Source organism: Sphingomonas aurantiaca (assembly GCF_003050705.1).
Taxonomy (GTDB): Bacteria; Pseudomonadota; Alphaproteobacteria; order Sphingomonadales; family Sphingomonadaceae; genus Sphingomonas; species Sphingomonas aurantiaca.
The window spans coordinates 1-24,161 of the sequence record NZ_QAOG01000006.1; the positions used below are offsets into that span (position 1 = coordinate 1).

Consider the following 24,161-nt stretch of genomic DNA (forward strand, 5'->3'; position numbering starts at 1 on the left):
CCCGCTACGACCGTTGCCCAACAGCCTTCTTCTCTGCGGTTGCCCTCGCTGCCACCGTCATCTTCTGGCTGTGATCAACGAGTTCTGACCCTAATCCTGATGCCCCGGCAGCCTTATGACGTTTCTATGTATCAAACGCGCCTAGTCGGGCGTACCGTCGTCACGCCCCCCTTTCCTCACATAGCGACGTTCGCGATCGGCAAAGCGGAGCCTAAAAGGCCGCCTTTCCGCTGTCGCCCAATGGCAGACGTTTGAAGAGAAATATGGTGCTTCCTATTGCGGACGATCATTCATTCGGTATCGTCGCTAAGATGACCCGTAAAGCAGACATCTCGGCTCGGATCGTGGCGATCTGCTATACGCTCGTCATCGTCGCAATGGCATGGTTTACGTTTGCGTTCTTTGGATTTGGACTTGGAGGTGACGTGGGCGGGTCGATCGTGTTCGCGCTGATCGCGCTATTTCCGATCCCCGTCTGCATTCTCTGCTTCCGAAGAGATTAGTAGCCCGACCGCTTTCCTCTCCATTCCGGACATTCCGATTACGCCCAATTGCGGACGTTCAAAGCTCCGAAGAAACCTGATGGCGCGCGACGGTCCGCATCAAATTTCCCATGTTCTCGTGGCTGGTCAGTCGGTCGGAGATCACGAGTGCGCAACCATCGCTGATCATGATGAATAGCCGTGAACCGACCTTCCTGACTGCACCGATCGTGTTCCATTTATAGGTGGTCCGCACATTGGCGGTCTCTGCGACAAGCCCTTCCGCACTACTCTCTAGATAGATGTCTTTGCCCCCTTTACGGGAACGGAGCGCTGGCGCGATGACGAATATGATAAGTATGAACAGCATGCCAAAACCAGCGGTTTGTGGCTCGTCAACGACCGAGCCACCGATAATTATGAGCAATCCCATCAGCAGGAACAGCGCAGCTTTCAATCGAGTGGCTTTGCTTCCAGTGACAAACGATATGACGACCGAAGCAGCGATCAGATCGCCGCGCGTCAGTTCGTAAGGCCCAATCCTATTAAAGCTCATGCCGGCGATGCCCCCTGTTGCACGATCAAGTATGGCCGCATTTGCGGTTTAATGTCCAACGGCAGAATGTCCGCTTTCTACCAAGATCAGACATTCGAGACCGATCCGGCGCGAACGTCCGATAACGCCCATAACCGGCCGTTCAGGCCCGAATTTTTCTTTCCCGAAACCGGCGGTTGACGGCGGAGCAGCTACGGTTACCATCCGCGACAATGAGAGCAGCATCATTCGCAGCGATGATGATTTGCTCAGGGTGTTCGAACGCCTGCCAGAACACCGTCGTCTCGCGAAGCCCTTCGCCTGATGGCACGCGTGTCGCGGTGCTATTCCAGCGGGACTGCGGAGCAACCACGGGCTTCTCCACCCAAATTTCGATATTGGACGCGAACGATAAGCCATCGGGAGGGGGCAACGCCTTCGTTGCAGATGACGATCACGGCGCCGCTAGGGCGGGTGACTGGGAAGGGTCATGGGCTGAAATGAAGTGGCTATCGCCGGAACGCCTACGTATCCGATACGCCACAAAGTCTAGGGTATTCAGACAGAAGGGGAGTGTCTCCGGAGTGAGTATCAGCTATCAGATCGTCGGCAGCTAATGCCCATCTCGGACAGGATACCGTGCCGCACGAGGCCGGCGCGCGCACCGGCGAAGCGTTCCGCCGAATAGCTGACGATCGCCGCCGGCCCCCAATACCATTCCTCCAGGAAATGGTCGGTAAAGTTTTTAAGCCCCGGCTGCACGCCCCAGTTCTATTTGCCGGTCACGAAGACGAAGACGAAGGCATCGGCCGTCCTGATCTTTTCGGCGGGTGCCTCCAGTCTCAGCGGCGCCTCGCCGCTCGGATGGTTCTTATAGATGCGGTTGACCATGGGAAGGTCGACCGCCTTGGCGTCGATGAGCTCGGCCGATGCACCCCGCTCGGCGAAGGCGCGGACGAGCCACTCGCCGAGGCGAATGCTCTGCCGATCGGAACGATAGAAGCCTTAGAAGATCAGAACCCGCTCGTGCATCGCGGCAACTTCTTGTGAGGCTTGTCGTGCAAAGGCACGGAGCGCCCCAGCGCCCCGTGCCCTGCATGGATCAGCCTTCGATGAAGGCGAGCAGATCGGCGTTGATCCGATCGGCATTGGTAACCGGCATGCCGTGAGGAAAGCCGGGGTAGGAGATGAGCTTGGCGCCCTTCACGATCCCGGCTGACATCTTGCCAGTGGTGGCGAACGGAACCACTTGGTCGTCCTCGCCGTGCAGGACCAGCGTCGGCACGTCGATCGCCTCGAGGTCGTCGGTAAAATCGGTCTCGGAAAAGGCCTTGATGCCGAGCGTATGGGCGAGCGCAGAGCCCATCATGCCCTGGCGCCACCAGTTGAGCCGCACCGCGTCCTTTACCTCTGCGCCGTCTCGGTTGTAGCCGAAGAAGGGCAACGTGAAGTCGTAGTAGAATTGCGAACGGTTCGTGGCAGTCTGCTCACGCACCATGTCGAATACGTCCATCGGGACGCCGTCCGGGTTGGCCTCGGTCTTGACCATGATGGGTGCGACCGCACTGACCAGCACGGCCTTTTTGACCCGACCAGGCTTGGCGCGCGCGACATAACGGGCGACCTCGCCACCACCGGTCGAGTGGCCGACATGAACGGCATCGCGCAGATCAAGCGCGTCAGTCAGCGCGATGACATCGGCGACATAGGTGTCCATGTCGTGACCGCCCGCCGATTGCGTCGAACGGCCATGGCCGCGGCGATCATGCGCGATGACGCGATAGCCTTTCTGGACGAAGAACATCATTTGCGCGTCCCAGTCATCCGAGCTGAGCGGCCAGCCGTGGTGGAACATGACGGCGAGCGCGTCGGTGTTGCCCCAGTCCTTGTAGAAGATTTCGGTCTCGTCGGCGGTGGTGATGAACGGCATGCGAGGTCTCCTCGGGCTCGGTTGGGTACGCGGCACGCTACAGGAAAATTCACATGGGGCGGCGGATAGGTAAGGAGGTAGAATAGCAAATATCGCCGTTAGAATGGCGGCACTTAAGACCAGAACACAGTCCCCGATCAGGATTAACGAACGGCGTAAGTCGGCAAGCCAGACAGATATCGCAAACTGCCGTAAATGATCCGATGAGGTGTAACGGAGGAACGTTCGCCCGAGATCCGACGCACTGGTGGTAAATTCGAATCTATGAACTCAGTCATCTGTTTGATAGGGTGATTTCCAGATTTCACTTCTAATAGGAGTTTCGGGATAGGACAATCGCGAACAGACTTCATGGAGCAGACAAACCTGCAGGTTATCGGTGCCGCCCGGGGCGGCGCTTTTCTGCTGATGGTTTCTGGTTGGGAGGCTGACCTCGGGTTTGTAGGTGTCAAAGAGCGGGGGTTCCGATTGCAAGGCTGCTTGTTGCGGGTCCGCAATGAAGATTGCGGTAATTTCTGACATTCACGGGAATGTCGCTGCTCTTGATGCAGTTCTCGCCGACGTCGCCCCCCGGCAAGTGGACCAGATTGTGAACCTCGGGGACATCTGCCCAGGAGGGCTATTCCCGCGTGAAACAGTTGATCGACTGATGCCTCTGTGAATGCCGACGATACGGGGCAATCACGAACGTCAGATATCGGATCAGCCTCGCGAGCGTATGGGGTTGTCCGATCGCCATGCCTCCGACCACCCGAGCGCTGAGCAGCTTGCCTGGCTAGCAGCATTGCCCACTACCATGCAGCCGTCCAAAGATGTGCTGCTCGTTCATGGCACGCCAGACAACGACCTGGCCTACTTTCTCGAGACCGTGACGGAGGAGGGGCTTCGTGAGGCCACTCGCGAGGAAGTCGAGCACCGGGCGGGAACTATCGATGCGGCTTTGATCCTCTGCGGCCATACGCATCTCCAACGGGTGATGACGCTTGACGACGGGCGCATGATCATAAACCCTGGAAGCGTTGGTCTTCCGGCATATGACGGTGATCGACCCCACGCCCACCGAGTTGAAAGCGGATCGCCGCATGCACGTTACGCAGTCTTGTCCAACGAAGTTGGTGGCTGGGCGGTAGAGCTTCTGTTCGTCGTTTATGACTGGGAACAAGCCGTCCGAGACGCCGAGGCTCATGCCCGTACCGATTGGTCCAGAGCTTTGCGGACTGGTCGGGTCGAGCATGGGAGTATTGCTCTATCGAAGCGAAACGCTTTTTGGGAAGCAGTGTCCATTCTAAAAATGCGAACCGATTTGAGAAATGTGACGTGCCGTCGCGCAGGGAAGAATTCTTGGGGCATGAGCCCCGCCTCAACATGGATGAAAAACTGAACGTGCGGCAAGGAATCACCCTGCGAATATCCGCTTCTGGGCACGCCACCGTGCCATGGTTGGTCGCCGTTCCTGTCGTTTGGACGAGACCGCCGCTCGCCTATGTCCGCAAGTGGCGTCTTACTCTTGCCCGCGCAGCGCTGATGCGCGGCGATGCGGCCGTGGCCAGCATAGCGAACAGGGTCGGCTATACCTCACAGAGCGCGTTCGGGCACGCGTTCCGGCGCGCCTTTGGGACTTCTCCGAAAGCAAATTTTCGATCGGAAGACCAGCAGCTGTCCAGGCAAGGCAATCGAGCACCCGGCATACCGGTGCCTACCAATTCTCGATGATCAGCTGCTAGGTGGTTGCCCGAGATTCGCTGTGAAGTCTCGATGCAGAAGTGCCTCAAATTGGGAAGTCGAAAGCGGTCAGCGAATGGCCGAGATTGGGTTTATGTGCCGGCCTATTGTTCGCACATGCAGCTTGGCTATCTGCGAGCCCGGACGACGGTCAGTTAGCGAGACGTGGTGTTTGAGGACACCAATTCCAAAAAAACGATCAGCGCGGCATATTCCGCCCGGAGCGCGGCGGCGCGGGTCTTCATTGCCGCCGAAGCTTCGAGCCTTGCGCCGTACAGGATTTCGACGAGACGGCGGCGCGTCTGGTCGAGCAGCGACGTGCCGAGTTCGGCGTTGGTCAGCAGGACAATGCCGATACCGGCGTCGGGCAGAACGATCCAGTCGGTCTTGTAACCCGGCATGGCCCCGCCATGGTGCACCATGGCGACGCCCCACCGGCGAGAGGTCTGCAGGCCCATGCCGTAGGTTGCTGCTTCTCCAATCTCCATGCCTAGGTTGCGCCGCGCGAGCAGCGCTTCCCGGCTGACCAGCCGCCCGCCCGACGGCAACACGCCCTCGCGAAGCTCATTGAGCGCGTAGCGCGCCAGATCATGGGCGCTCGAGCATGCGCCGCCGGCGGGCCGGGCGAAATAGATGCTGTCGCTCTTGTCGATCGTGCCTAGCGCAACCGTGCCGTCCATGCCGATGTCGCGCGGATCGGCATGGTTACCCGCGACTGCAACTGCCTTCGAGAAGGTCGTGTCCTTCATGCCGAGAGGATCTAAAATTTCAATCTGCATCGCGCGATCATACACGTGGCCGACGTCCATGCGGGGATAGTCCACATGACCCGCGATATACCCCGCTGCCGAGGCAAGCAGGTTGCTATACTGGAACATCTCGCCAAACTTGGTGGTCGGTTTCATCCCCGCGAGCAGCGAGAGAACCTTGTTGGCGGGTGTATCGAGGCCGCCGGTCATGATCCATTCCATGTCCTGGCGCGGCATGCCGGTGCAGGCGCAGATCAAATGGCGAATCTCGATCTCGCGCTGGACGGAGGCATCGCCAAGCCGGAACGCCGGATCGGCCTCGACGACTGGTTCGTCCCAACCGAGCTTACCGCGATCGACCAGCTTGGCGAGCAGGAGCGTCGTCATACCCTTGGTGTTCGACGCAATCATGAATCGCGTGTGTGCGTCGACTGGATCGGCCTTGCCGATGGTTTTCACGCCGATGCCGCCTTCCTCGACGACGCCGCCCCGATCGATGAAGGCGTATTCGATGCCGGGAACGCCATAAGCGGCCATCGCGTCGCGCCAGAACGCCTTGAGCTGGTCGCGCCGTGCGGCATCGAAGGGGAGGGCCGTGTTTCCGACAAAGTCTTCGGGTTTCAGTCCTGCAGGACGGAGCGACTCGCCTATCTTGCGGATCGCACCGGCGCGCTTTTCAAAGGTCGCTTCGGAACCCCTGGCGAGTACTACCGTCCAACCTTCACCGTGGCGCATCGCGCGCGCAAAAAGGACGAGCTTCTCGTCGGGCGAGGTTTCATAGTCGACCGCCCAGGCCTCGTCCCAACCCTCGGTTGCCGCTGCCTTGGTGACGAGCCGGATCCTGCATGCAAAGCCAGGATCGAAGCGCTTCCACGCGGCCGCGACAACCTCTTTCGGGTCGCCGGAAGCACCGCCATCGACGATCACAACGAAGGTGTCCCCCTCGGGTGCTTTTAACGTCAGCATCTGGGGAGCTGGGGTCTGCGTCCATCCGTCCGGGGGTACAAGACTCGCGGAGGCGGTAGTAACGACAGGCTGCGATGTCTGGGCTGTTGACGACGTAGCAATGCCGAGTGCAGCGCACATCAACACCCACCGGTTCATGATCAGGTCCCTATCATGTTCCGCGACAGACTAGCGATACGTATCTGGTATTCAATGGTCAGGACTGAATAATCTGCTGCTACCATACGCCGAACTTGCCAGTTCAGGAGCAGGATGCTGGAAATGCCCGAGCGTTCACTGCCGCTGAAAGGTGATCTCCGCGGTCCAGGCTGCGAACGAGAGTTCCGCCTCAACTTTCGCCAATTCAGAAGGGTTGCTAATCGAACGCACATCGATGGATGGCTGTCGGAACCGGGGGAGGATCCAAGGCCTCCGCAGCCGGCTGAACAAGTGCCCGATGCACGAGCCGCGGTCGCTTCCCGAGCTCGAAGGATCGGGTCTGCACGGAACCGTACCGAAACATCGCGAGGCAGTTGGGTGTTAACCTCCTGATCTAACAGGAGCTTCCCGTGGCCTATCTTCCTTATGGCGACGACATCGAAACGACCGAGGCTGGCGAACAGGAGAGTATCGACGGCATCATCAAGGGGATGACGCAGGAGAGCCAGACGGTCGAGACGCGCGACGGCCATGCGGTGCGCGCCAGCCACGCCAAGAGCACGGCCTGCGTCATCGGCAAGATGGTCGTCGCTGCCGATCTGCCGCCGGAACTGGCGCAGGGACTGTTTGTCAATCCGGGGACGTTCGACGTCGCGGTCCGCTTTGCGCAGGGGCCAGGCGAGAAGCTTGGCGATCGGGTCTCGACGCACCGTGGCATGGCGATCAAGGTCTTCGGGGTCGATGGCGCCAAGCTGGCCGGTCACGATGCGCCGACGCAGGACTTCGTGTTCGCGAGCGGCACGACGTTCCCGGACGGTACCGCCGCGGGATTTGTCGCGCAGGCGAAGAAGATCGGCATGACCGTACCGATGCCCGAAGGCGTGAAGAGCGTGGCCGCGTCGATCGCGCGCGATATCAACAAGGCGCTCAACGCTGTCGGTGTCGAACCGAGCCCGACGCTAGACTTTTACGGCCATCCGTTCAGCCACCCGCTCGTCGAGACCTATTTCAGCCAATGCCCGATCCGATACGGCGATCATGTCGCGAAACTCGGAGCGTTCCCGGTGGCCGCCAAGCAGCGCGCGCTCAGCGAGTGGCAGCTCGATCCGCACCAGGATGAGGATGGCTTTCGTCATGCGGCGATCGAGTATTTCGATGGCAATGACGCGGTGTTCGAACTGCGCACGGAGCTATGGGCCGATGCCGAGACGCTGCCGATCGAGGATACGTCGGTCGACTGGCCGACGCGGGTCAGCGAATACCGCACGATCGCGACAATCCGTCTGCCGCGGCAGGCGGCCTATGGTTCGGACCGCGTGCGTTATTTCGACGAGGTCATGACGTTCCGGCCGGCGCACGCGCTGGAGGCGCATCGTCCGCTGGGCGGCGTGATGCGCGCGCATGCAGGTTTACCGTGCACTCAGCGATTTCCGACACCGTGAGAACGGCATCGCCGCCGCCAACACCGCTGCCATCACCGATATCCCGGCCTGGCGCCGCCACACCAATTCCGATTGTCGAAAGGACTGACATGACGCTTCAAGGCAAAAAAATTGCGATTCTGATCGCACCCCGCGGCACCGAGGAACCCGAGTTCGCGCAGCCAAAGGCGGCGGTCGAGCAGGCCGGCGGGGGAGTGACGGTCATCAGCCTCGAAACGGGCGGCGCGGAGACGTTCAACAACGATCTCGATCCCGGCAAGACGTTTGCGGTCGACAAGGCGATCGGCGACGTGTCGGCCGCCGAGTTCGATGGCTTGATCATTCCGGGCGGGTGCGTCGGTGCCGACACGCTGCGGTCGTCGGACAAGGTCGTGGCGTTCGTCCGCGACTTCTTCGCCGCCGGCAAGCCCGTCGCCGCGATCTGCCATGCGCCGTGGACGTTGATTGAGGCCGATCAGGTGCGCGGCCGTACGCTCACTTCGTTCCCGACGCTGGCCACCGACATTCGCAACGCGGGCGGGACGTGGGTCGATCAGGAGGTGGTCGTCGACCAGGGCCTTGTCACCAGCCGTACCCCCGATGACCTGCCGGCGTTCTGCGCGAAGCTCGTCGAGGAGTTCGGAGAGGGCAAACATGTCGCGCAGGCGGAGAACGCATGATGGCGCGGTTCTCCGACAAGGTCGTCGTGATCACCGGTGCCGCCTCGGGTATCGGTGAAGGCGCTGCGCGCCGCTTCGCCGAGGAAGGCGCGACGCTGGTGTTGGGCGACATCGACACCGGCGCGCTCGACAAGTTGGCGGGCGAACTGGGCGGCATCGTCGAGACGCGGGAAACCGATGTCACCGACCGTGCGGCCTGCGAGGTGCTGGTCGAGGCGGCGATCGACCGGTTCGGTCGGATCGACGTGCTCGTCAACGACGCCGGTGTCGACCATCTCGGCAAGGTGGACGAGGGCGACTTCTCCGAATTCACCAAGGTGATCGAGACGGACCTGTACGGCGTCGTCCATATGAGCCGCGCGGCGATCGCGCATCTCCGCGTGTCTAAGGGCTGCATCATCAACGTGTCGTCGGTGTCGGGGCTGGGCGGCGACTGGAACCACAGCTTCTACTGCGCAGCCAAGGGCGCGGTGAGCAACTTCACCCGGGCGCTTGCGATGGACGAGGCCAAGAACGGCGTGCGCGTCAACGCCGTCAATCCGTCGCTGACCTATACGGCGTTGACCGCGGGGATGAAGGAACAGCCCGACCTGATAGCCAAGTTCGAGGAGCGTATTCCGATCGGGCGTGGCGCCGAGTCCGCCGACATCGCCGGCGCGATCGCGTTCCTGGCCAGCGACGACGCGCGCTTCGTGACGGGCGTCAACCTGCCCGTCGATGGCGGGCTGACCGCGTCCAACGGCCAGCCACCGCTGTCCTGACATAACGGGAGCGCGTGAATGCGCTCCCGGTCTATTTTTTGAAGTCCTTTCGGCAATGACCAATCCTATTACCCTCTGCCAGCAGATCGGCGCTGTCGATGTCTGACGCTTCGAACGTCGCGCCCAAGGTCGCTATCATCACCGGTGCGTCGCAAGGCCTGGGTGAGGGGATTGCCGACGCGTATCGCGCTTGCGGTTGGCGCATCGTCGGCGTGTCGCGATCGATTGCAGCGTCGCAATCGGACGACTGGATCACCGTCGCTGGCGACGTCGCCGATCCCGAAACCGCGAAGCGCGCGGTCATGGCCGCTCGCGACCGGTTCGGGCGTGTCGATACGCTCGTGAACAATGCCGGCATATTCATTGGCGAGCACTTCACCGATTACACGGTCTAGCAGTACCGCCAGATCACGCAGACCAATCTCGATGGCTTCTTTCACATGACGCAGGCAGCACTGCCGCTGATGGTCGCACAGGGCAGTGGTCATATCGTACAGATCGTCACCACGCTCGCCGAGCATGCCAATGCCGAATTCCCCTCGGTGCTGGCTTCGATGACGAAGGGTGGGCTCGCCGCGGCGACACGCAGCCTGGCAATCGAATATGCCGCCCGCGGCGTGCGCGCCAATGCGGTGTCGCCGGGTATCACCGAAACGCCGATGCATCCCCCCGAGACGCGCGCCGGCCTCGGACGGTTTCACCCGCTCGGACGGATGGGCACGGTCGCGGATGTCGTCGGCGGGGTGCTGTATCTCGAGGACGCCACGTTCGTGACCGGCGAGATACTTCATGTCGACGGTGGGCAGGTGGCCGGACACTGAAGGGGTGAGGTACGCACCCGCTTTTCCTCTCCGATGGGCTTGGGACGGCATGCGCTCGGTGCCGAAGCGCTGACCGTTGCCGCCGTCCCTGACCGCCCTTGGTGCTACTGCAAGATACGTTCGGCGCAGTTGCGGACGAACGCGGCGCTCGCCTGCGGATGCCCGACCGGGAGCATATGGCCTCCGTCGGTCATCTCCAGCGTCGCGCCTGGAATTGCGGCGACTGCCCGCTCGCCGTCGATCGCAGGAGCTAACACTCGGTCGTCGCGGCCGTATAGCAGTGCGACCGGAATCGACAGCTCGGCATAGCGTCTGACGATTGCGTTCAGGTCGATCTCGGCGCTGGCCAGTTCGACCAGTGCGGCGTTGACCGAAACCGGACGACCGCCGAGCCCACCGCCGCCGCGCGTAGCGAAATCGGCCGGGACTGCATCGGGCGCGAAGATCTTGCCCCAGCGCATGCCATACGCCGCACGGCTGATCGGTGTGCCCAGCAGATTGGCGAAGATCGCGCGTGCGCCGGGGTTGCTTTCGATCGCGTTTGCCACCGAGGCAGGTATCGATCCAGGCGGCTGCGTCATCGGCGCCAGCAGCGCCAGGCCGGCGACTGCACCGGGGTGGTGCGTCGCCACGCCGAGGGCGACCGCACCGCCCAATGAATGACCGACGAGCAGCGGCGGACGATCGAGCGCGAGCTTGTCGATAAGCCTTGCAATAATCGCCGACTGGCCAAGGATACCGGACTGTTCGCCGGTAGGTACCGAATAGCCCGAGCCGGGCCGGTCGACCAGGATGACGCGATACGTGTCGGCCAGCGCATCGGCGACGCCGTAGGAGAAGTTGCGCAGTTGCGCGCCCAGCCCGTGGATCAGGACGATGGGCGGCCCGGCACCGCGATCGACATAGTGGATCCGCGCGCCCGCGACGTCGATGAAACGGCCGTCCGCTGGCACGTCCTGCTTGATCCGCCTGGTCGTCGCGCGGGTGTAGACCGCAGCTGCTGCCAGCGTCGCAGCGATGATCCCGGCCGAGCGAAGTACGATAGAGCGTTTCGGGGCGTCATCGGAAACCGATCTGGACGCGAAAAAGCGGCGCATGTCGGCGAGCAGCAGATCGGGCTGCTCCAGCGCGGCAAAATGCCCGCCTGCGGGCATCTCGGTCCACTGGACGATGTCATAGGTCTTCTCCGCCTGCGAGCGCGGCGGCGGCGGGAAGACCGGGTCGGGGAATGCCGCGATCCCGGTCGGTACGGCGATACGCGTTCCCGCGGGAAAGTTGCCCGATCCCTCCAGCACGCGGCCACGGTACATCCAGGTCGACGTCACGAACGAACCCTCGACCAGATACAGCATGATGTTGGTCAGGAGCAGATCCTCGTCGAACGCTTGCCACAGGTCGGGGCGGCAGTGCGCATCGCGAGGCACGTCGGCCCATGCGCCGAACTTCTCCAGAATCCACGCCGCGACGCCGACCGGGCTGTCCGACATCGCGACGCCGAGCGTCTGCGGGCGCGTGCCCTGTTCCTGCGAATAGCCGGTTTCTTCCTTGGCGAGCTCGGCGCGCTTCGCAGCCCAGGCGACCTCGTCGGGCTTTTTCGGCGCCACATCTTTGGCCTGGAGCAGCACCATGTTCAGATGGAGTCCGGCGATCGCATCGGGATGCGCGTGCGCCATCCAGCCGCCGATCGCTGCACCCCAGTCACCGCCCTGCACAAGATAGCGTCGCGTGCCGAACAGCTCGACCATCAGGCCGTGCATGAGCTCTGCGGTCTGCTTCGGTCCGATCGGGGACACGGGGCGGCCCGAAAACGCGTAGCCGGGCAACGACGGAACGACGACGTCGTGACCGTCGGCGACGAGCGGCGCGATCAGCGCCTCGAACTCGAGGAACGACCCCGGCCAGCCGTGCAGCAGCAGCAGCGGGGGGCGTGATCCATCGCCGCGCACATGGATGAAATGGAGGCGCTGCCCCTGCACTTCGGCCGCGAATTGCGGCAGTAGGTTCAACCGACGCTCTTGCGCGCGCCAGTCGTAGCGCGTCAGCCAATAGTCGACGAGCCGCTTGAGATCGGCGAGGCCGACGCCTGACCGCCAGTCCTCCGCGTCCGGCATAATGCTCCAGTCGAACGCCTCAACCTTGGCATGGATGACGGCAAGTCGGTCTTCGGGTATCGCGATGAGGAAGGGTTCTGCCATATGTACATCCTGCCGAAGGGGGTAAATCTTACTTCCCCGATTGAACTCATAACGTCGAACGCGCGAAGGTCGCCGAAAGGGGCTTCGGAGCGAGATGAACAGACGGCGGCTTTTGGGACGCGCGTACGGCGGTTCGAACGTCCGGAAGTGGATCTTCCTGATGCCCGACCCATCGCGCGCCGGGGCGATTGTGGCCCCCTGATGCGCGCGTCAGGACAGTGCGTCCTGCCGAAGGTAGGCAAACATGTGCGACGCATAGTCTGCCTTTCCCAGCTCGATCCCCTGTGCTCGGATGATCGAGTATGCGGTCACCACGTGGAAATAGAACTGCGGCAGCGCCCAGTCGCGCGCATATTGCTCCGCCGTTAGGTCGAGGATCATTCCGTTTGGCAGCGCGTGGGCGATCGGTGCGGCAGGGTCGATCGTGATCCCCGCGGCTGCGGCGGCCTCGACCACTGCGATCGTCTCGACGATCCGGGCTTGGGCATCCGCGAGCGTACCGGGCCGCTCGCCAGCGTTTCGACCCTCGTCGAGCAGGGTCTCCAGCGCTGGCGGAAACGCCTGATCGAGCAACCGGAACACGCCTTCCTGCGCTTGTCGGCACGCAAACCGGACTTGTGTCGCCAAGGGGAACATGTCCGGCGCGAGCCGCGCCGCCAGCAGCGTGTCCACGCTCCCGTCTGGCCGCTGCGTCTCGGCCTTGGAGAGCCACTGCGACAACGCTCCCAGCATCTGGACGTAGGTGGGGACGACAAAATCTGAGAGCGTCATGGGGCTTCGCTATTCTAGCGGGTCGGCAGGTCGATCCCGCTCCCGGTCTACACAGGCCGGCCGCGCGGAGCCAAGCGTTCGTCAGCTAATGCCGTTGCGCGCGGCCGTCTCCCGGTCGGGAAGCGCCAGCGCCGCCACGGCGAGATTTTCGCGAAGGTGCGCCACGGACGGCGTGCCGGGGATCGGCAGGATGTCAGGCGACCGCCGCAGCAAACACACCAGCGCCGCCTCCATCGGCGTCGCGTTGCGCGAAGTTATTGATCGCCATCGGTTCAGCGTGGCCCGTCGGTCGACTGTCCCACGATGGGTGCGTTCGCGGGCAAAGGGAAAGGTTGTGACTAAGGGCCGATGTCGATCGCCTGCGCTTCCGCCCTGCGCGCCGACGACTTGGCAAAACCGAGTTGCTCGGCGATCGGATCGTTCCAGCCGTATGGGTCGGTGCGGAAGGCTATCGCCCCGTCGGCACCGACATAGACATTGTGATAGAGCAGCCGGACCGGAATACGACGCGGCAACGGCACGAAGGTCATCTCGCCCGTCGCCTGCGCAGCCTGCCACGCGTCCGCGACGCCCTCGTCCTCGGCGAGCATCTGCGCGAAACCGAGCGCGTCCTCGACGCGGACGCAGCCATGGCTAAGATGGCGCTGGCTGCGCTCGAACAGCGCCGGCGCCGAGGTGTCGTGCAGGTAGATCGCTTGGTTGTTGGCCATGTCGAACTTGACGAGGCCGAGCGCATTGTCGGGCCCCAGTTGCTGGACGATCCAGCCGTCACGCAGCACCATGTTGTGCGCCTGCAGATACGCGTCGTCGACGTTCGCCATTTCGCCGTTCTGGATCGATTTCGGAACGGTCCAGGTCGGGTTGGCGACCAGCCTGAAGATCGGCGATGCGAGCGCCGGGGTCTCGTGCCCGGGTTCTCCAACGACGACCTTTCGCTCGTCCACCACCGTGCCGTCGCGGTAGTACCGCAACTGTGACGCTGCGGTGTTGACGTCGATCCGCGTGGCAGGTGGCGTGCGTTCGAGCCAGCGCCGGCGTTCGAGCGCAACGCCCAACCCCCGGGCGCGATCGCCGGCGCCTAGGTTGAGCACCCTCAGCGTCTCGGGGCCGACGACGCCGTCGGCGGCAATCCCGTAATCGGTTTGCAATCGCTTCAGCGCGTCCGCCAGTGCCTGCGTGTAGAGCGCCGACGTGGGGGAAGGCGCGAGCAGCAACGGCTCTGCCGCTGAACCGGAAGGCGCCAGATAGCCGCTTTGCGTCAGCCGATCGGCAATGGCCGCCACCCGCGGGTCTCGAGTGCCGACACGGATCACGCCACCGGCGATCGGCTGGGTCGGCCCGGCTGCAGCTGCGGCCTGGCTAAAGCGGAGATAAGCGTCGGACAAAGACCGGTACTCGGCGTCCTGCGGTGCCAGCGACTCCAGCCACTCGGTGAGTTTACCGGTCGCAAGGGCAACGCCGAGACCGTCTGTAACGTCGGTTTTCGGGCGGGGCAGGGTATAGACTTCGTGCAACGAGGCAGGATCGATGCGTCCTCCTGCCAAAGCTTCGGCATAGGAGACGGCGGCGCGCGACCGCGCTACGTCGGCGACGGCGGGGCTTGCATCCGTTGCGTCTGCGCCGGCGAAGGCCAGATGGTCGAGACCGTGCCGGCCGCGGTCGGCGAGCGCGGACTCGAATGCGGCGATGCTCTGCTTGGACCACAAAGCCCGCCATTTCGACCTGGCGTACAACGTCCGAAGCCTGGGATCCGTCACGTCGGCCTTGTCGATCGCCATCGCGATGGGGTCCGGACGGGCTACGGCGTCGATCGGAACGACCTGAGCGTGCGCCGCTCCATGGGTCAGCAGGATCAGGAGCGGGACGGTGGATTGGTACAATGTCTTCAAGCGCATGCCGGTCTAACGAGCCAGTCGGCAATGTGGACCAGGACGACGGCCGGTCGTTGCAGAAATCTGCCGTTCGGCGTGCTGTCGCCGGCCTAAAGTCGATCGCCGTCGCGCGCCGCGTCGTCGTTTACCTGACGGTGTGCAATCGCGCTGAATATAGCGAGTGTACACATCGCCAGGCTTTCGAAGGTCGGCCGAATTCTCCCCGTCAATGCGGCTCCGTCGTCAACGGTTTGCTTACATGAGCAAGCGGGCGAAGTTGGAAATTACAGGCCGACCCCCAGTGTCCGACTATGGGTCCCGCTGGGCCCAACCGACCGGGCCATCAACGCCCGATTACCGACGTTCGCGGCTGGCTGATCCAACGGAATCTAAGGTAGCAGGTAGGCGTAAGCCACGAAGAACGAGATCGTCATAGTGACAAGCAGGATGCCTATCCCGAGCCAGCCATTGAGAGGGGGCTTCTTGGACTTGCTGGCTTCGCGAGATTATTTTGTCATGCCGCGACTATAGGCTCGAGCGGTTTCCGGCGAAACCCAAACCGGCTTTCAAGGCCTGGTCCATGCTATCGGGAAAGCTTCACCTCCTCGTCGGCGCTACGCGTTTCGTCCACGATGTCCAGAAGCGCCTTGACGACCTCGTTGTCAGAGGAGTGCGTTGTACCCAGTTCGAATGTCCGTAGCCTAGCGGCATGACCGGTGAGGCGGGGACGCCACAGCGGTTCGTCGGGATGCTACCTCAGTCTCATCCAGTTCGTGCCGGTCCGCTCGACGTCGCCCCCCGTAGGAGTCGGCCATCAACCTCTCGAAACGCGCCTTGTCCCCGCAAAGCCGATGCCGGTCGGTGTTGGACGGCGGACCCATGATCGCGGGCGGGAACGGGTCATCCACGCCGATCGACGTGCGCGAGCCCGCTGCAGCATCGAATTCCATGAAGAAAATGGTCAGCCACTGCGGAGCGGAGAGGCCGGTGCCGGCCGCCGGGGCCCCGCACCAGCGGCGCTCCAAGGCGCTGGGCGTCGGGACCAATGTCTTTTCCGCGATCCGGTGGCGTGCGATCGGCGAGTTCATCTCGAATTTGGCATTCTCGCGCGCGAAGCCGATCTTGGCCTAGACGGTGTCCCTGGTCCGCAACGAAACCTTCGCCACAGCCTTGCCCTCGAGGGCCGCCCGGAGCGCTCGTTTCAAGTAGACTTGGCCTGCTCGGTGATCGCAGACAGGGGACGCCATGCGGGTCCGCTTCGATCCATCTGTCCCGATGACGGGCAAAAGAAGCGTAAATCCGCGCATTTCCGAGGGTTAGTCGGAAATGGTGACCCCTACGAGAATCGAACTCGTGCTTACGCCGTGAGAGGGCGTCGTCCTAACCGCTAGACGAAGGGGCCGTTAGCAGATGCGGGCGTCTACGGAACGTGGCGGCGGTCGTCAACCCGGTTGCCGCATATTCCTTCGACGCCCGTCATTTTTCTCAGGCGGCGACCTTCTTGCGCTCGGCCATTTCCTCGTTGAGCATCTCGGCCAGCAGGAAGGCGAGCTCGAGGCTCTGGCTGGCGTTGAGGCGCGGGTCGCAGTGCGTGTGGTAGCGATCGGCGAGGCTCTGCTCGGTCACGTCGACCGCGCCGCCGGTGCACTCCGTCACGTTCTGCCCGGTCATCTCGGCATGGATGCCGCCGGCGTGCGTGCCTTCAGCGCGGTGGACCGCGAAGAAGCCGCGGACTTCGGCGAGGATCCGGTCGAAGGGCCGCGTCTTGTAGCCGTTGGCGGCCTTGACGACGTTGCCGTGCATCGGATCGCAGCTCCAGACCACCGGATGGCCCTCGCGCGTCACGGCGCGGACCAGGCGGGGCAAATTCGCCTCGATCTTGTCATAGCCATAGCGCGTGATCAGCGTCATGCGGCCGGGGATGCGCGCAGGGTTGAGCGTGTCGAGCATCCGCAGCAACGCGTCGGGCTCGAGGCTCGGGCCGCACTTGATGCCGATCGGGTTGCCGATGCCGCGTAAATACTCGACATGCGCCGAGCCTTCGAAGCGCGTGCGATCGCCGATCCACAGGAAATGCGCGCTGGTGTCGTACCAGTCGCCGGTCAGCGAATCCTGCCGGGTCAGCGCCTGCTCATACTGGAGCAGCAACGCCTCGTGGCTGGTGTAGAAATGCGTCTGCGCGAGCTGCGGCACGGTCTCGGGATCGATCCCGCACGCGGCCATGAACTCGAGTGCCTCGCCGATCCGGTCCGCGGTCTCGGCATATTTCTTCGACCAGGGGCTGCGGCCCATGAAGTCGTGAGTCCAGCGATGAACCTGGTGCAGGTTCGCATAGCCACCCTGCGCGAACGCGCGCAGCAGGTTGAGCGTGGCGGCCGACTGCGAGTAGGCGCGGATCATGCGCTGCGGATCTGGCGCACGCGAGGCGGCGGTGAACGCGATGTCGTTGACATTGTCGCCGCGGTAGGACGGCAGCTCGACGCCACCGATCGTCTCGGTATCGGTCGAGCGCGGCTTGGCGAACTGGCCCGCCATGCGACCGAGCTTCACGACCGGCAGCTTCGACGCATAGGTGAGCACGACCGCCATCTGCAGGATGACGCGGAACGTGTCGCGGATGTTGTTTGCGCTATGCTCGGCAAAGCTCTCGGCGCAGTCGCCGCCCTGCAGCAGGAATGCCTTGCCGGCCGCGACCTCGGCGAGGCTCGCGGTCAGGTTGCGCGCTTCGCCGGCAAAGACGAGCGGTGGAAAGCTGGCAAGCTGGTCGGTCGCTGCGGTCAGCGAGGCGGCGTCGGTATAGGTGGGGAGCTGTCGTGCTTCGTGTCGTGTCCAGCTGTCAGGGGCCCAGTTCGCGGCCATATCATGTCGTCCGATTGGTGAATTGTGCGGCTATACATGCTCGGAAATGCGTTTTCGCGCAATGAAGTAAAGCTTGCAGGGTGCAAGTCATTGATGGCGTGGGGGGTGCTCGGCCAGCGCATCTAACCGAAGAAACCGAACCGACCGCCGATTTCTGTCCCGTCCGGTAACGATTGTTATGGCATACAGACTGCCTCTTTGCCATGAGCCGACGATGGATATTCCCTTGCGTCTGATCATTGCATTTTCAATTATCGCTGCCGGTGTCGTAATCGCCATACCCGTTCTGGTCGTGTTCACGCGGCGCCGCCGGGCCGACCGGTTGCGGCGCCGCGGCGTCAAGAGCTACAACCGCACGGCCGGCGCCGCACCGGCTGCCGCGCCGTCGAACCGTCAATAGCCTTCGCGCAGATCGGCCACGTTCTTCATCGGCGCATCCGCGAGGAACGCGTCGAGGTTCTCGAGGAACAGCGCAGCGCCGCGTTTGAACATCGTCGTCTGGCTTCGGCCGGACATGTGCATCGTCACGATCGCATTGGGCGCGGTCCACAGCGGGTGACTGGCGGGCAGGGGTTCGGGATGCGTCGGGTCGAGGAACGCGCCGGCGATCGATCGGTCCGCCAGCGCCGCGCATAACGCGTCGTCGTCGATCATGTCCCCGCGCGCGATATTGATCAGCCAGGCCGATGGCTTCATCCCCGCGAGTTCGTCGGATCCGATCATCGCCGCCGTCGCGCCGGTCGACGGCGCGGCAAGGATCACCCAGTCGAACGTGCCGAGCCGGTCGCGCCACGCGTCCGCGGTGATCGTGCCGTCGCGACCGGTCCGCGTGACTCCCGTGACGTCGACGCCGAACGCCGCGAGCCGATCCCCGATCATCCGGCCGATCGTGCCATAGCCGATGACCAGCGCCTTCGTCCCGTCGAGTTCGATCTTGCCGGGGGCATCCTTCAGCCACGCCTGCCGGTCATAGGCGCGCAGCACCGTATCGAACCGCTTGGCGGCAACCAGCACGCCCATCACCGCATATTCCGCCACCGTGACCGCGTTGATCCCCGCGCCATTGGTTAGCGTGACCCCCTTGGCGCTCAGCAGGTCGAGCGGAAATGCGTCGAGCCCTGCGTAGATCGTCGAGACCCAGGCCAGTCGCGGGCCCGCCGCGCGGAGTGCCTCGGCGACGAGCTCGGTCGGCTGCATGTCGACCCAGGCGATGTCCGCATCGGCGATCATCGCCTTCGCGTCGGCGGGCGTCGCGAACCACGCCGCCTCGAGCGTATCGGGCAGATGCGGTTCGAGAAGCGGGCGGGCGGCAAGTGGAAGGACGGCTTTCATCCGCCCAGCATCGCGAGCGCGCGTGGACTGTCAAGCGCAACGCCTTCGCCCCGTACGCCCACAACCCGCCACACACCGCCGCCGATCGCCGGCGTCATTGGCCGCTGACCGCAACGACATTGTCGTCACCGTTCCTGTCGACATACAGGTTATACGGATCGACGCCGGCAAACGCCGGCTTGCGGCGAGAGACGATCCGGATCGTCTGTTCGCCCGACCGGATCGCCCGCCGATCCTTCGAAATGACGTCCTTCGCGGCAAAGCTGCCGAGCCCTGGCCGCTGGTCGAACAGGCCGACGTCGATCGTATCGGCGAGCGCGGCCTTCGTCTCGGCCCCCGCGCCGTTAGCATAGGCCTTCGCGGCCTGGATCGTCAGCACGGTCTCGTAGCTGCCATCCGGGCGCTTGTGCGTGACGGCGGCGGTGGTCTTGAGGTCGTAGACGGTGATCCGGTCGAGCAGGTCGACGACCAGCTGCCGTTCCGCTGGCGTGCGTGCCAGCGACAGGAAGCCGTCGACCAGATCGAGCGAGCGCGGATAGGGTTTGCCCTTGAACCGATAGCGCGCGAGCAGCCCGCGCAGCATCGCGTTGACGCGCGCCTCGCCCAGCCGATCCTGGAGCAGGTACATCACCAGCGACCCCTTGCGATAATGGATATAGCCCTGGCTCTCGACACGATCGAGCGGGACTTCCTCGACGACCTCGCCGCCGCGCGATCGCAAATAGCTGTCGAGCTCGTACTTCAGGAAACGGCGGATCTTGTCGTCGCCATATTGGTGCTTCATCACCATCAGCGCCGAATATTGCGCCATCGTCTCGACCAGCATCGATCCGCCCTGCATGTCGGCGGAGACAAGCTGATGCCCCCAATATTGATGGCCAAGCTCGTGCGCGGTGACGTAGCTGACATAGTCGATCTTGGCGGTGTCGCGGTTGTCGGCGATGAACCCGATCCGTTCGGAATAGGGGATCGTGCCCGCGAACGCCTGCGCGTAGCTCGCATAGCCGGGATATTCGAGGATCCGGGCATAATCGAACTGATAGGGCCCGAAATTGGCGCGGTAATAGCGCAGCGACCGCTGCATGGCGTCGAGCATCCGATCGACGTTGAACGCGTGCTGCGGGTCGTAGAACACGCGTAGCGCGGTGCCGTCGACGCGCCGGCCTTTCTGCGCATAGGCCGCGGACTGCACCGAGAAGAAGGCGAGGATCGGTGCGGTCGAGACGTACCGGGCGGTACGGCGACCACCCGCGACGCTGTCCGACACCAGCCGGCCGGGTGCGACCGGGACCTGGCCCGCAACCGTGGAGACCGTGATGTCCGAGCGGACCCATGGCGTATTGAACAGCAGGTTGCGGTCCTGCGCGGTGCGGTCTTCGAGCTTGGCGGGGCGGAGTTCAGGCACCAGGCCGTATTTACGCCGCTTGGAACGGTCCTGCAGCAGGCCGTCCTTGCTCATCCCGATCTGCGGCGAGAATTCGCGGTTCTCCAGAAAGGTGCCGTTGCCGACGACGCGCGTGTCGTCGCCATTGGCGACGAGGCCGCGCTGCCAGCGGGTGGCGTGGAACGTCAGCGTACCGCGTGCGCCAGGCGCCAGCGGGGTCGCGAACCGGTAGATGCGGTATTGCAGGTCGGCGTCGTCCATCACCAGCGTCGCACCGGGAATGTCGACCGCGCCCAGCCGGGTCTTGTCGTCGGGCAGGCGCACGTGGAGATCGCGCACCGGCGCGCCGGTATCGTTGACGAACGCATACACGCCGTCCGCCTCGAGCCGACGCTGATCGGGATAGAGCGCGACGGCGAGCCGGATGTCGGTGACCGAAGGCTGCTTCACGCCGACATACCGCAGATACTTCTTCTCATAGGCGGCCAGGCGGGCCTCACCGTCCTGCTTGGTGCGATAGACGTTGAGGATGTCCATCTGGTGATACAGGAAACCGCCGGTCGCGACGGCCACCAGCAGCGCTGCCGCGAACACCAGGCCGGGCGCACCGAGAAGGCGGCCGGGCACCTGCGCAACGCGTACGCGCAGCCGCGTCTCGGTGCCGCGCCGCCAGAGCAGATGCGCCAGCACGCACAGCCCGAGCGCGATCGCCCCCCAATAGAGCCGCAGCCACCAGCCCCGCGCGCCACCGATCTGCGCGCCGTTCATGTCAGACAGCGTCACCGTCCCGGCGCTGCCATATTGGTAGAGCGGGTGTTCGAAGCCGATAGAGGTCAGCGTGATCGTGCTGACGAGGTAGACGACCATGATCGCCCAACCGACATATTTGTTCGGGCTCAGCGCCTGGACGAAGACCGCCAGCACCGCGAGGATCACCGCATCGACGGTCATTGGCAGCACCCACCACAGCGCATAATGGCCGAGCGCAAGATCGGTCTGGCCGCGCGCGAGCTGCACCGCGCAGGCCGTTGCCACCGCCACCACCGAGGTCGCGAACAGCACCCCGGTGATCGCGAGGACCTTCGGCGCGAGATACGCCCAGTTGGGCAGCGGGGTCGCATCGACGATCTCGTGCATCCCGCGCTCGCGGTCGCGCCAGACGAGTTCGCCCGCATAATAGATCGCGATGATCACCGGAATGATGCCGAACGCGCCCTCCAGCGTGCCGATCAGCGCGAAGGTCAGCGGGCGGAGCGCGGTGCCGTACATCTCGTTGGTGGCGAGCAGACCGGCGAGCGTGTTGAAGACGCCGATCAGCATCAGCACGAGGAACGCCGGGCTACGGAACACCAGCGTCATCTCGAACCGGCAACGTTCGCGAAGCCGTGTCCAGGCGGCCGCGGCGGGGCGGGCGGCGGGCAGGCGGTCGACCAGCACCGGCGCGGTGACCGCGAGCTTCTCGGTGGTGCGCCGTTGCTTGCGCAGCGCGCGTTTCGAGACCCGGCGCTCCGCGAACGAGAAGCGCGCATAGGCGATGCCGATCGCGACGAAACCGATCGCGATCGCGAACAGCCGGTTCCAGACGAGGACGCCTGCGAAGCGCGGCAGTCCGGCATTGGCCTCGCTCGCGGTGAAGTAACGAGTCGTGGTGCCGAACGCGCCGAGCCCGAACGGCTCGAAATAGCTGCCGACCGCGCGCCATTCGGGCTTCGCCCGCAGCGCCACGTTCATCGCTAGGTAAAGCACGAGGAAGACGATGACGCCGAGATAGCTGTACATCATCGACCGCGTCATCGTAGCCACCGCGAAGAAGATCGCCGAGGTCATGAACACGCTCGGCATCGCCAGCAGGAAATAGGCATAGGCATAGTCGCCAAGCCGGTTCGGCCCGAGCTTCTCGGCATCGACCCACGGCATCAGCGATCCCAGCCAGATCGCCAGCGGGATGGCGGCGAAGGCGAGCGCGGCCGCCCCGAACGCGCCGAGGAACCGCGCGGTCAGGTAATCGAACTTGCTGACCCGGGTCGAGCGCACCATCGGCCCGAACCCGCTATCGTCGTCGCGGACGATCACGTTGGCGACGAACGCGGTCGTCACGAACATGAAGAACAGCGACATGATCAGATGGACCTGCGCGATCGCGACCGGCGCGTTCTTGTGGATGTTCGCGCCGCTGCCGATCTGGATCTGCTCGATCGTCATCGATCCGAAGCTGAGCAGGAAGAACAGGATCGCGACGGTCCAGAAGACCGGGTTGCGCAACTGATAGCGCAGCTCGAAGCGAGCGATCTGACCGAACATCAGGCGGCTGCGAACTGGCTGGCGGTCGCTGCCGGTACGCGTCGCGACCGCGACAGCGTCGAGAAATACACATCCTCCAGCCCGCCATGCGCGGCGGTGAAGCCGTCGCCGGGGTCCTTGGGCGACAGGATGTGGATGATCGTCCGGCCCGCGAACAGCCGCGTCGAGATCACCTCATAATGGAGCTTTGCCGCGTCGAGTTCGTCGCGGCCGATCGTCTTGGCCCACACATGGCCGCGGGTCCGCTGGATCAGGTCGAGCGGCGCGCCCTCGAGCTGGATCCGTCCCGCCGCCAGCACCGCCATCCGCGGGCACAGATCGGCGACGTCCTCGACGATATGCGTCGACAGGATCACCACGACGTTTTCGCCGATCTCGGCCAGCAGGTTGAGGAAGCGGTTGCGCTCCTCGGGATCCAGCCCGGCCGTCGGTTCGTCGACGATGATCAGCCCGGGGTTGCCGATCAGCGCCTGCGCGATCCCGAACCGCTGGCGCATGCCGCCCGAAAAGCCGGCGATCGCCTTTTTGCGGACGGTCCACAGGTTGGTCTGGTTGAGCAAGGTCTCGACCGTCTCCTTGCGCTCGCGCGCGGAGGCGATGCCCTTCAGCACGGCCATGTGATCGAGCATGTCGTAGGCGGAGACGCGCGGATACACGCCGAAATCCTGTGGGAGATAGCCGAGCGTCTCGCGCAAAGCCTCCGGGTTGGCGATCACGTCGATGTCGCCGAACCGGATCGTGCCCGAGGTCGGGATCTGCAGCGTCGCCACCGTCCGCATCAGCGTCGACTTGCCCGCGCCATTGGGCCCGAGCAGCCCGAACATGCCGGTGGGGATGCTGAGCGTCACGTCGTCCAGCGCGCGCGTGCCATTGGCATAGACGTGCGTGACATTCACCAGATCGAGCATGCAGGAACCCCCGTTCGTTTCGAAGCTGCAACGTACCGAGTGTATTGTCGATGTAAAGCACGCAGTTCAGTGCCCGCTGGATCCCAGTCTGCCGCCCGCGAGGCGCAGAATGGCCGAAACGTCAGCAGCTGGGGGTCGACTACGTATCTTGTTGAAATGCCACGGGCTTGTAATGTGCCGATCGTATCGCGTTGGTGCGGCGTTCGTTCGCGACTAGGATGCAGCCAGTCGCGCGCCTCGGCCTTGGGCGAGGTCGGGTCTTCTGGTTATCGCGACGATATGGGAAAAGGTAGGACGGTGGCGGGGGCGTTTGCATTCTTGGGGAGCGGCGGCGG

The 24,161-nt window shown here is 63.7% G+C and carries 19 protein-coding genes, 1 tRNA gene and 2 pseudogenes; 10 read left to right on the plus strand and 12 right to left on the minus strand.

Translation table 11 applies throughout. From position 1 onward, the window contains the following. The first annotated feature begins 263 nt into the window (after positions 1-263). A complete protein-coding gene (locus C8J26_RS15695; RefSeq protein ID WP_107959209.1) occupies positions 264-503 on the plus strand; it encodes a hypothetical protein in 240 nt (79 codons plus the stop codon). A gap of 58 nt (positions 504-561) precedes the next feature. Here the strand turns inward: C8J26_RS15695 and C8J26_RS15700 are convergent, their stop codons facing one another. Further along, positions 562-1,038 carry a YcxB family protein gene (locus C8J26_RS15700; protein ID WP_056414547.1) on the minus strand — a complete coding sequence of 159 codons (477 nt, stop codon included), beginning with the start codon at positions 1,036-1,038 and terminating at the stop codon, positions 562-564. Positions 1,039-1,656: 618 nt separating this feature from the next. On the opposite strand from C8J26_RS15700, the gene C8J26_RS21200 reads away from it, so the two are divergent. Continuing rightward, complete coding sequence (locus C8J26_RS21200) at positions 1,657-2,067, plus strand: hypothetical protein (protein ID WP_244185347.1); 411 nt, start codon at positions 1,657-1,659, stop codon at positions 2,065-2,067. 52 nt (positions 2,068-2,119) lie between these two features. On the opposite strand, the gene C8J26_RS15710 is transcribed toward C8J26_RS21200, so the two are convergent. Beyond that, complete coding sequence (locus C8J26_RS15710; protein WP_107959210.1) at positions 2,120-2,947, minus strand: alpha/beta fold hydrolase; 828 nt, start codon at positions 2,945-2,947, stop codon at positions 2,120-2,122. Between the two features lie 496 nt (positions 2,948-3,443). Between C8J26_RS15710 and C8J26_RS15715 the strand changes: the two are divergent. Then, a pseudogene (locus C8J26_RS15715) lies at positions 3,444-4,328 on the plus strand (metallophosphoesterase family protein). After that, a complete protein-coding gene (locus C8J26_RS21095; RefSeq protein WP_267904503.1) occupies positions 4,313-4,660 on the plus strand; it encodes a helix-turn-helix transcriptional regulator in 348 nt (115 codons plus the stop codon). The pseudogene C8J26_RS15715 and the gene C8J26_RS21095 overlap by 16 nt, the downstream one beginning before the upstream one ends. Before the next feature lie 164 nt (positions 4,661-4,824). Here the strand turns inward: C8J26_RS21095 and C8J26_RS15725 are convergent, their stop codons facing one another. Continuing rightward, a complete protein-coding gene (locus C8J26_RS15725) occupies positions 4,825-6,384 on the minus strand; it encodes a serine hydrolase domain-containing protein (RefSeq protein WP_167398870.1) in 1,560 nt (519 codons plus the stop codon). Between the two features lie 548 nt (positions 6,385-6,932). Between C8J26_RS15725 and C8J26_RS15730 the strand changes: the two genes are divergently transcribed. From C8J26_RS15730 to C8J26_RS15745, 4 genes and pseudogenes are all read left to right on the plus strand, one after another. After that, a complete protein-coding gene (locus tag C8J26_RS15730; RefSeq protein ID WP_208631422.1) occupies positions 6,933-7,964 on the plus strand; it encodes a catalase family protein in 1,032 nt (343 codons plus the stop codon). Positions 7,965-8,053: 89 nt separating this feature from the next. Beyond that, entirely contained in the window at positions 8,054-8,623 is a 570-nt protein-coding gene (locus C8J26_RS15735) for a type 1 glutamine amidotransferase domain-containing protein (protein ID WP_107959212.1), read from the plus strand. Next, positions 8,623-9,384: a meso-2,3-butanediol dehydrogenase gene (gene budC, locus C8J26_RS15740; RefSeq protein ID WP_107959213.1), complete on the plus strand. Its 762-nt coding sequence runs from the start codon at positions 8,623-8,625 to the stop codon at positions 9,382-9,384. Before C8J26_RS15735 ends, budC begins: the two co-directional genes overlap by 1 nt. A gap of 98 nt (positions 9,385-9,482) precedes the next feature. Beyond that, a pseudogene (locus tag C8J26_RS15745) lies at positions 9,483-10,205 on the plus strand (SDR family NAD(P)-dependent oxidoreductase). A 104-nt stretch (positions 10,206-10,309) separates the two neighbouring features. Here the strand turns inward: C8J26_RS15745 and C8J26_RS15750 are convergent. From C8J26_RS15750 to C8J26_RS15765, 4 genes are all read right to left on the minus strand, one after another. Next, positions 10,310-12,400, minus strand: a complete 2,091-nt coding sequence (locus tag C8J26_RS15750; protein ID WP_107959214.1) for an alpha/beta fold hydrolase — start codon at positions 12,398-12,400, stop codon at positions 10,310-10,312. 210 nt (positions 12,401-12,610) lie between these two features. After that, positions 12,611-13,171 carry a DUF1993 domain-containing protein gene (locus C8J26_RS15755; RefSeq protein ID WP_107959215.1) on the minus strand — a complete coding sequence of 187 codons (561 nt, stop codon included), beginning with the start codon at positions 13,169-13,171 and terminating at the stop codon, positions 12,611-12,613. Positions 13,172-13,252: 81 nt separating this feature from the next. Then, complete coding sequence (locus C8J26_RS15760; protein WP_333999517.1) at positions 13,253-13,405, minus strand: hypothetical protein; 153 nt, start codon at positions 13,403-13,405, stop codon at positions 13,253-13,255. A gap of 104 nt (positions 13,406-13,509) precedes the next feature. Next, positions 13,510-15,066 carry a L,D-transpeptidase family protein gene (locus C8J26_RS15765; RefSeq protein ID WP_244185348.1) on the minus strand — a complete coding sequence of 519 codons (1,557 nt, stop codon included), beginning with the start codon at positions 15,064-15,066 and terminating at the stop codon, positions 13,510-13,512. 855 nt (positions 15,067-15,921) lie between these two features. Here C8J26_RS15765 and C8J26_RS15770 point away from each other — a divergent pair. Then, positions 15,922-16,173 carry a hypothetical protein gene (locus tag C8J26_RS15770; protein WP_107959216.1) on the plus strand — a complete coding sequence of 84 codons (252 nt, stop codon included), beginning with the start codon at positions 15,922-15,924 and terminating at the stop codon, positions 16,171-16,173. A gap of 196 nt (positions 16,174-16,369) precedes the next feature. On the opposite strand, the gene C8J26_RS15780 is transcribed toward C8J26_RS15770, so the two are convergent. Further along, a tRNA-Glu gene (locus tag C8J26_RS15780) sits at positions 16,370-16,444 on the minus strand. 83 nt (positions 16,445-16,527) lie between these two features. Further along, the gene (locus tag C8J26_RS15785) at positions 16,528-17,901 is read right to left on the minus strand and encodes a class II 3-deoxy-7-phosphoheptulonate synthase (RefSeq protein WP_056414574.1); all 1,374 of its coding nucleotides are present in this window, start codon (positions 17,899-17,901) and stop codon (positions 16,528-16,530) included. A gap of 214 nt (positions 17,902-18,115) precedes the next feature. On the opposite strand from C8J26_RS15785, the gene C8J26_RS15790 reads away from it, so the two are divergent. Then, the gene (locus C8J26_RS15790) at positions 18,116-18,301 is read left to right on the plus strand and encodes a hypothetical protein (protein WP_107959218.1); all 186 of its coding nucleotides are present in this window, start codon (positions 18,116-18,118) and stop codon (positions 18,299-18,301) included. On the opposite strand, the gene C8J26_RS15795 is transcribed toward C8J26_RS15790, so the two are convergent. From C8J26_RS15795 to C8J26_RS15805, 3 genes are all read right to left on the minus strand, one after another. Then, positions 18,295-19,233, minus strand: a complete 939-nt coding sequence (locus C8J26_RS15795) for a D-2-hydroxyacid dehydrogenase (RefSeq protein WP_107959219.1) — start codon at positions 19,231-19,233, stop codon at positions 18,295-18,297. The genes C8J26_RS15790 and C8J26_RS15795 overlap by 7 nt on opposite strands. 94 nt (positions 19,234-19,327) lie before the next feature. Beyond that, complete coding sequence (locus tag C8J26_RS15800) at positions 19,328-22,918, minus strand: ABC transporter permease/M1 family aminopeptidase (protein ID WP_107959220.1); 3,591 nt, start codon at positions 22,916-22,918, stop codon at positions 19,328-19,330. Next, positions 22,918-23,826 (minus strand): ABC transporter ATP-binding protein, encoded by a 909-nt coding sequence (locus tag C8J26_RS15805; RefSeq protein ID WP_107959221.1) that lies wholly within the window; start codon positions 23,824-23,826, stop codon positions 22,918-22,920. The genes C8J26_RS15800 and C8J26_RS15805 overlap by 1 nt, the downstream gene beginning before the upstream one ends. Positions 23,827-24,161: the final 335 nt, after the last annotated feature.

What these genes read in the sequence shown, in the direction of transcription:
- C8J26_RS15700 (WP_056414547.1), bottom strand. Translation starts at nt 1,038, where the DNA reads ATGAGCTTTAATAGGATTGGGCCTTACGAACTGACGCGCGGCGATCTG.
- C8J26_RS15785 (WP_056414574.1), bottom strand. Translation starts at nt 17,901, where the DNA reads ATGGCCGCGAACTGGGCCCCTGACAGCTGGACACGACACGAAGCACGA.
- C8J26_RS15735 (WP_107959212.1), top strand. Translation starts at nt 8,054, where the DNA reads ATGACGCTTCAAGGCAAAAAAATTGCGATTCTGATCGCACCCCGCGGC.
- C8J26_RS21095 (WP_267904503.1), top strand. Translation starts at nt 4,313, where the DNA reads ATGGATGAAAAACTGAACGTGCGGCAAGGAATCACCCTGCGAATATCC.
- C8J26_RS15795 (WP_107959219.1), bottom strand. Translation starts at nt 19,233, where the DNA reads ATGAAAGCCGTCCTTCCACTTGCCGCCCGCCCGCTTCTCGAACCGCAT.
- C8J26_RS15770 (WP_107959216.1), top strand. Translation starts at nt 15,922, where the DNA reads ATGATCGCGGGCGGGAACGGGTCATCCACGCCGATCGACGTGCGCGAG.
- budC (WP_107959213.1), top strand. Translation starts at nt 8,623, where the DNA reads ATGGCGCGGTTCTCCGACAAGGTCGTCGTGATCACCGGTGCCGCCTCG.
- C8J26_RS15695 (WP_107959209.1), top strand. Translation starts at nt 264, where the DNA reads ATGGTGCTTCCTATTGCGGACGATCATTCATTCGGTATCGTCGCTAAG.
- C8J26_RS15750 (WP_107959214.1), bottom strand. Translation starts at nt 12,400, where the DNA reads ATGGCAGAACCCTTCCTCATCGCGATACCCGAAGACCGACTTGCCGTC.
- C8J26_RS15710 (WP_107959210.1), bottom strand. Translation starts at nt 2,947, where the DNA reads ATGCCGTTCATCACCACCGCCGACGAGACCGAAATCTTCTACAAGGAC.
- C8J26_RS15800 (WP_107959220.1), bottom strand. Translation starts at nt 22,918, where the DNA reads ATGTTCGGTCAGATCGCTCGCTTCGAGCTGCGCTATCAGTTGCGCAAC.
- C8J26_RS15765 (WP_244185348.1), bottom strand. Translation starts at nt 15,066, where the DNA reads ATGCGCTTGAAGACATTGTACCAATCCACCGTCCCGCTCCTGATCCTG.
- C8J26_RS15755 (WP_107959215.1), bottom strand. Translation starts at nt 13,171, where the DNA reads ATGACGCTCTCAGATTTTGTCGTCCCCACCTACGTCCAGATGCTGGGA.
- C8J26_RS15725 (WP_167398870.1), bottom strand. Translation starts at nt 6,384, where the DNA reads ATGCTGACGTTAAAAGCACCCGAGGGGGACACCTTCGTTGTGATCGTC.
- C8J26_RS15790 (WP_107959218.1), top strand. Translation starts at nt 18,116, where the DNA reads ATGGATATTCCCTTGCGTCTGATCATTGCATTTTCAATTATCGCTGCC.
- C8J26_RS15805 (WP_107959221.1), bottom strand. Translation starts at nt 23,826, where the DNA reads ATGCTCGATCTGGTGAATGTCACGCACGTCTATGCCAATGGCACGCGC.
- C8J26_RS15760 (WP_333999517.1), bottom strand. Translation starts at nt 13,405, where the DNA reads ATGGAGGCGGCGCTGGTGTGTTTGCTGCGGCGGTCGCCTGACATCCTG.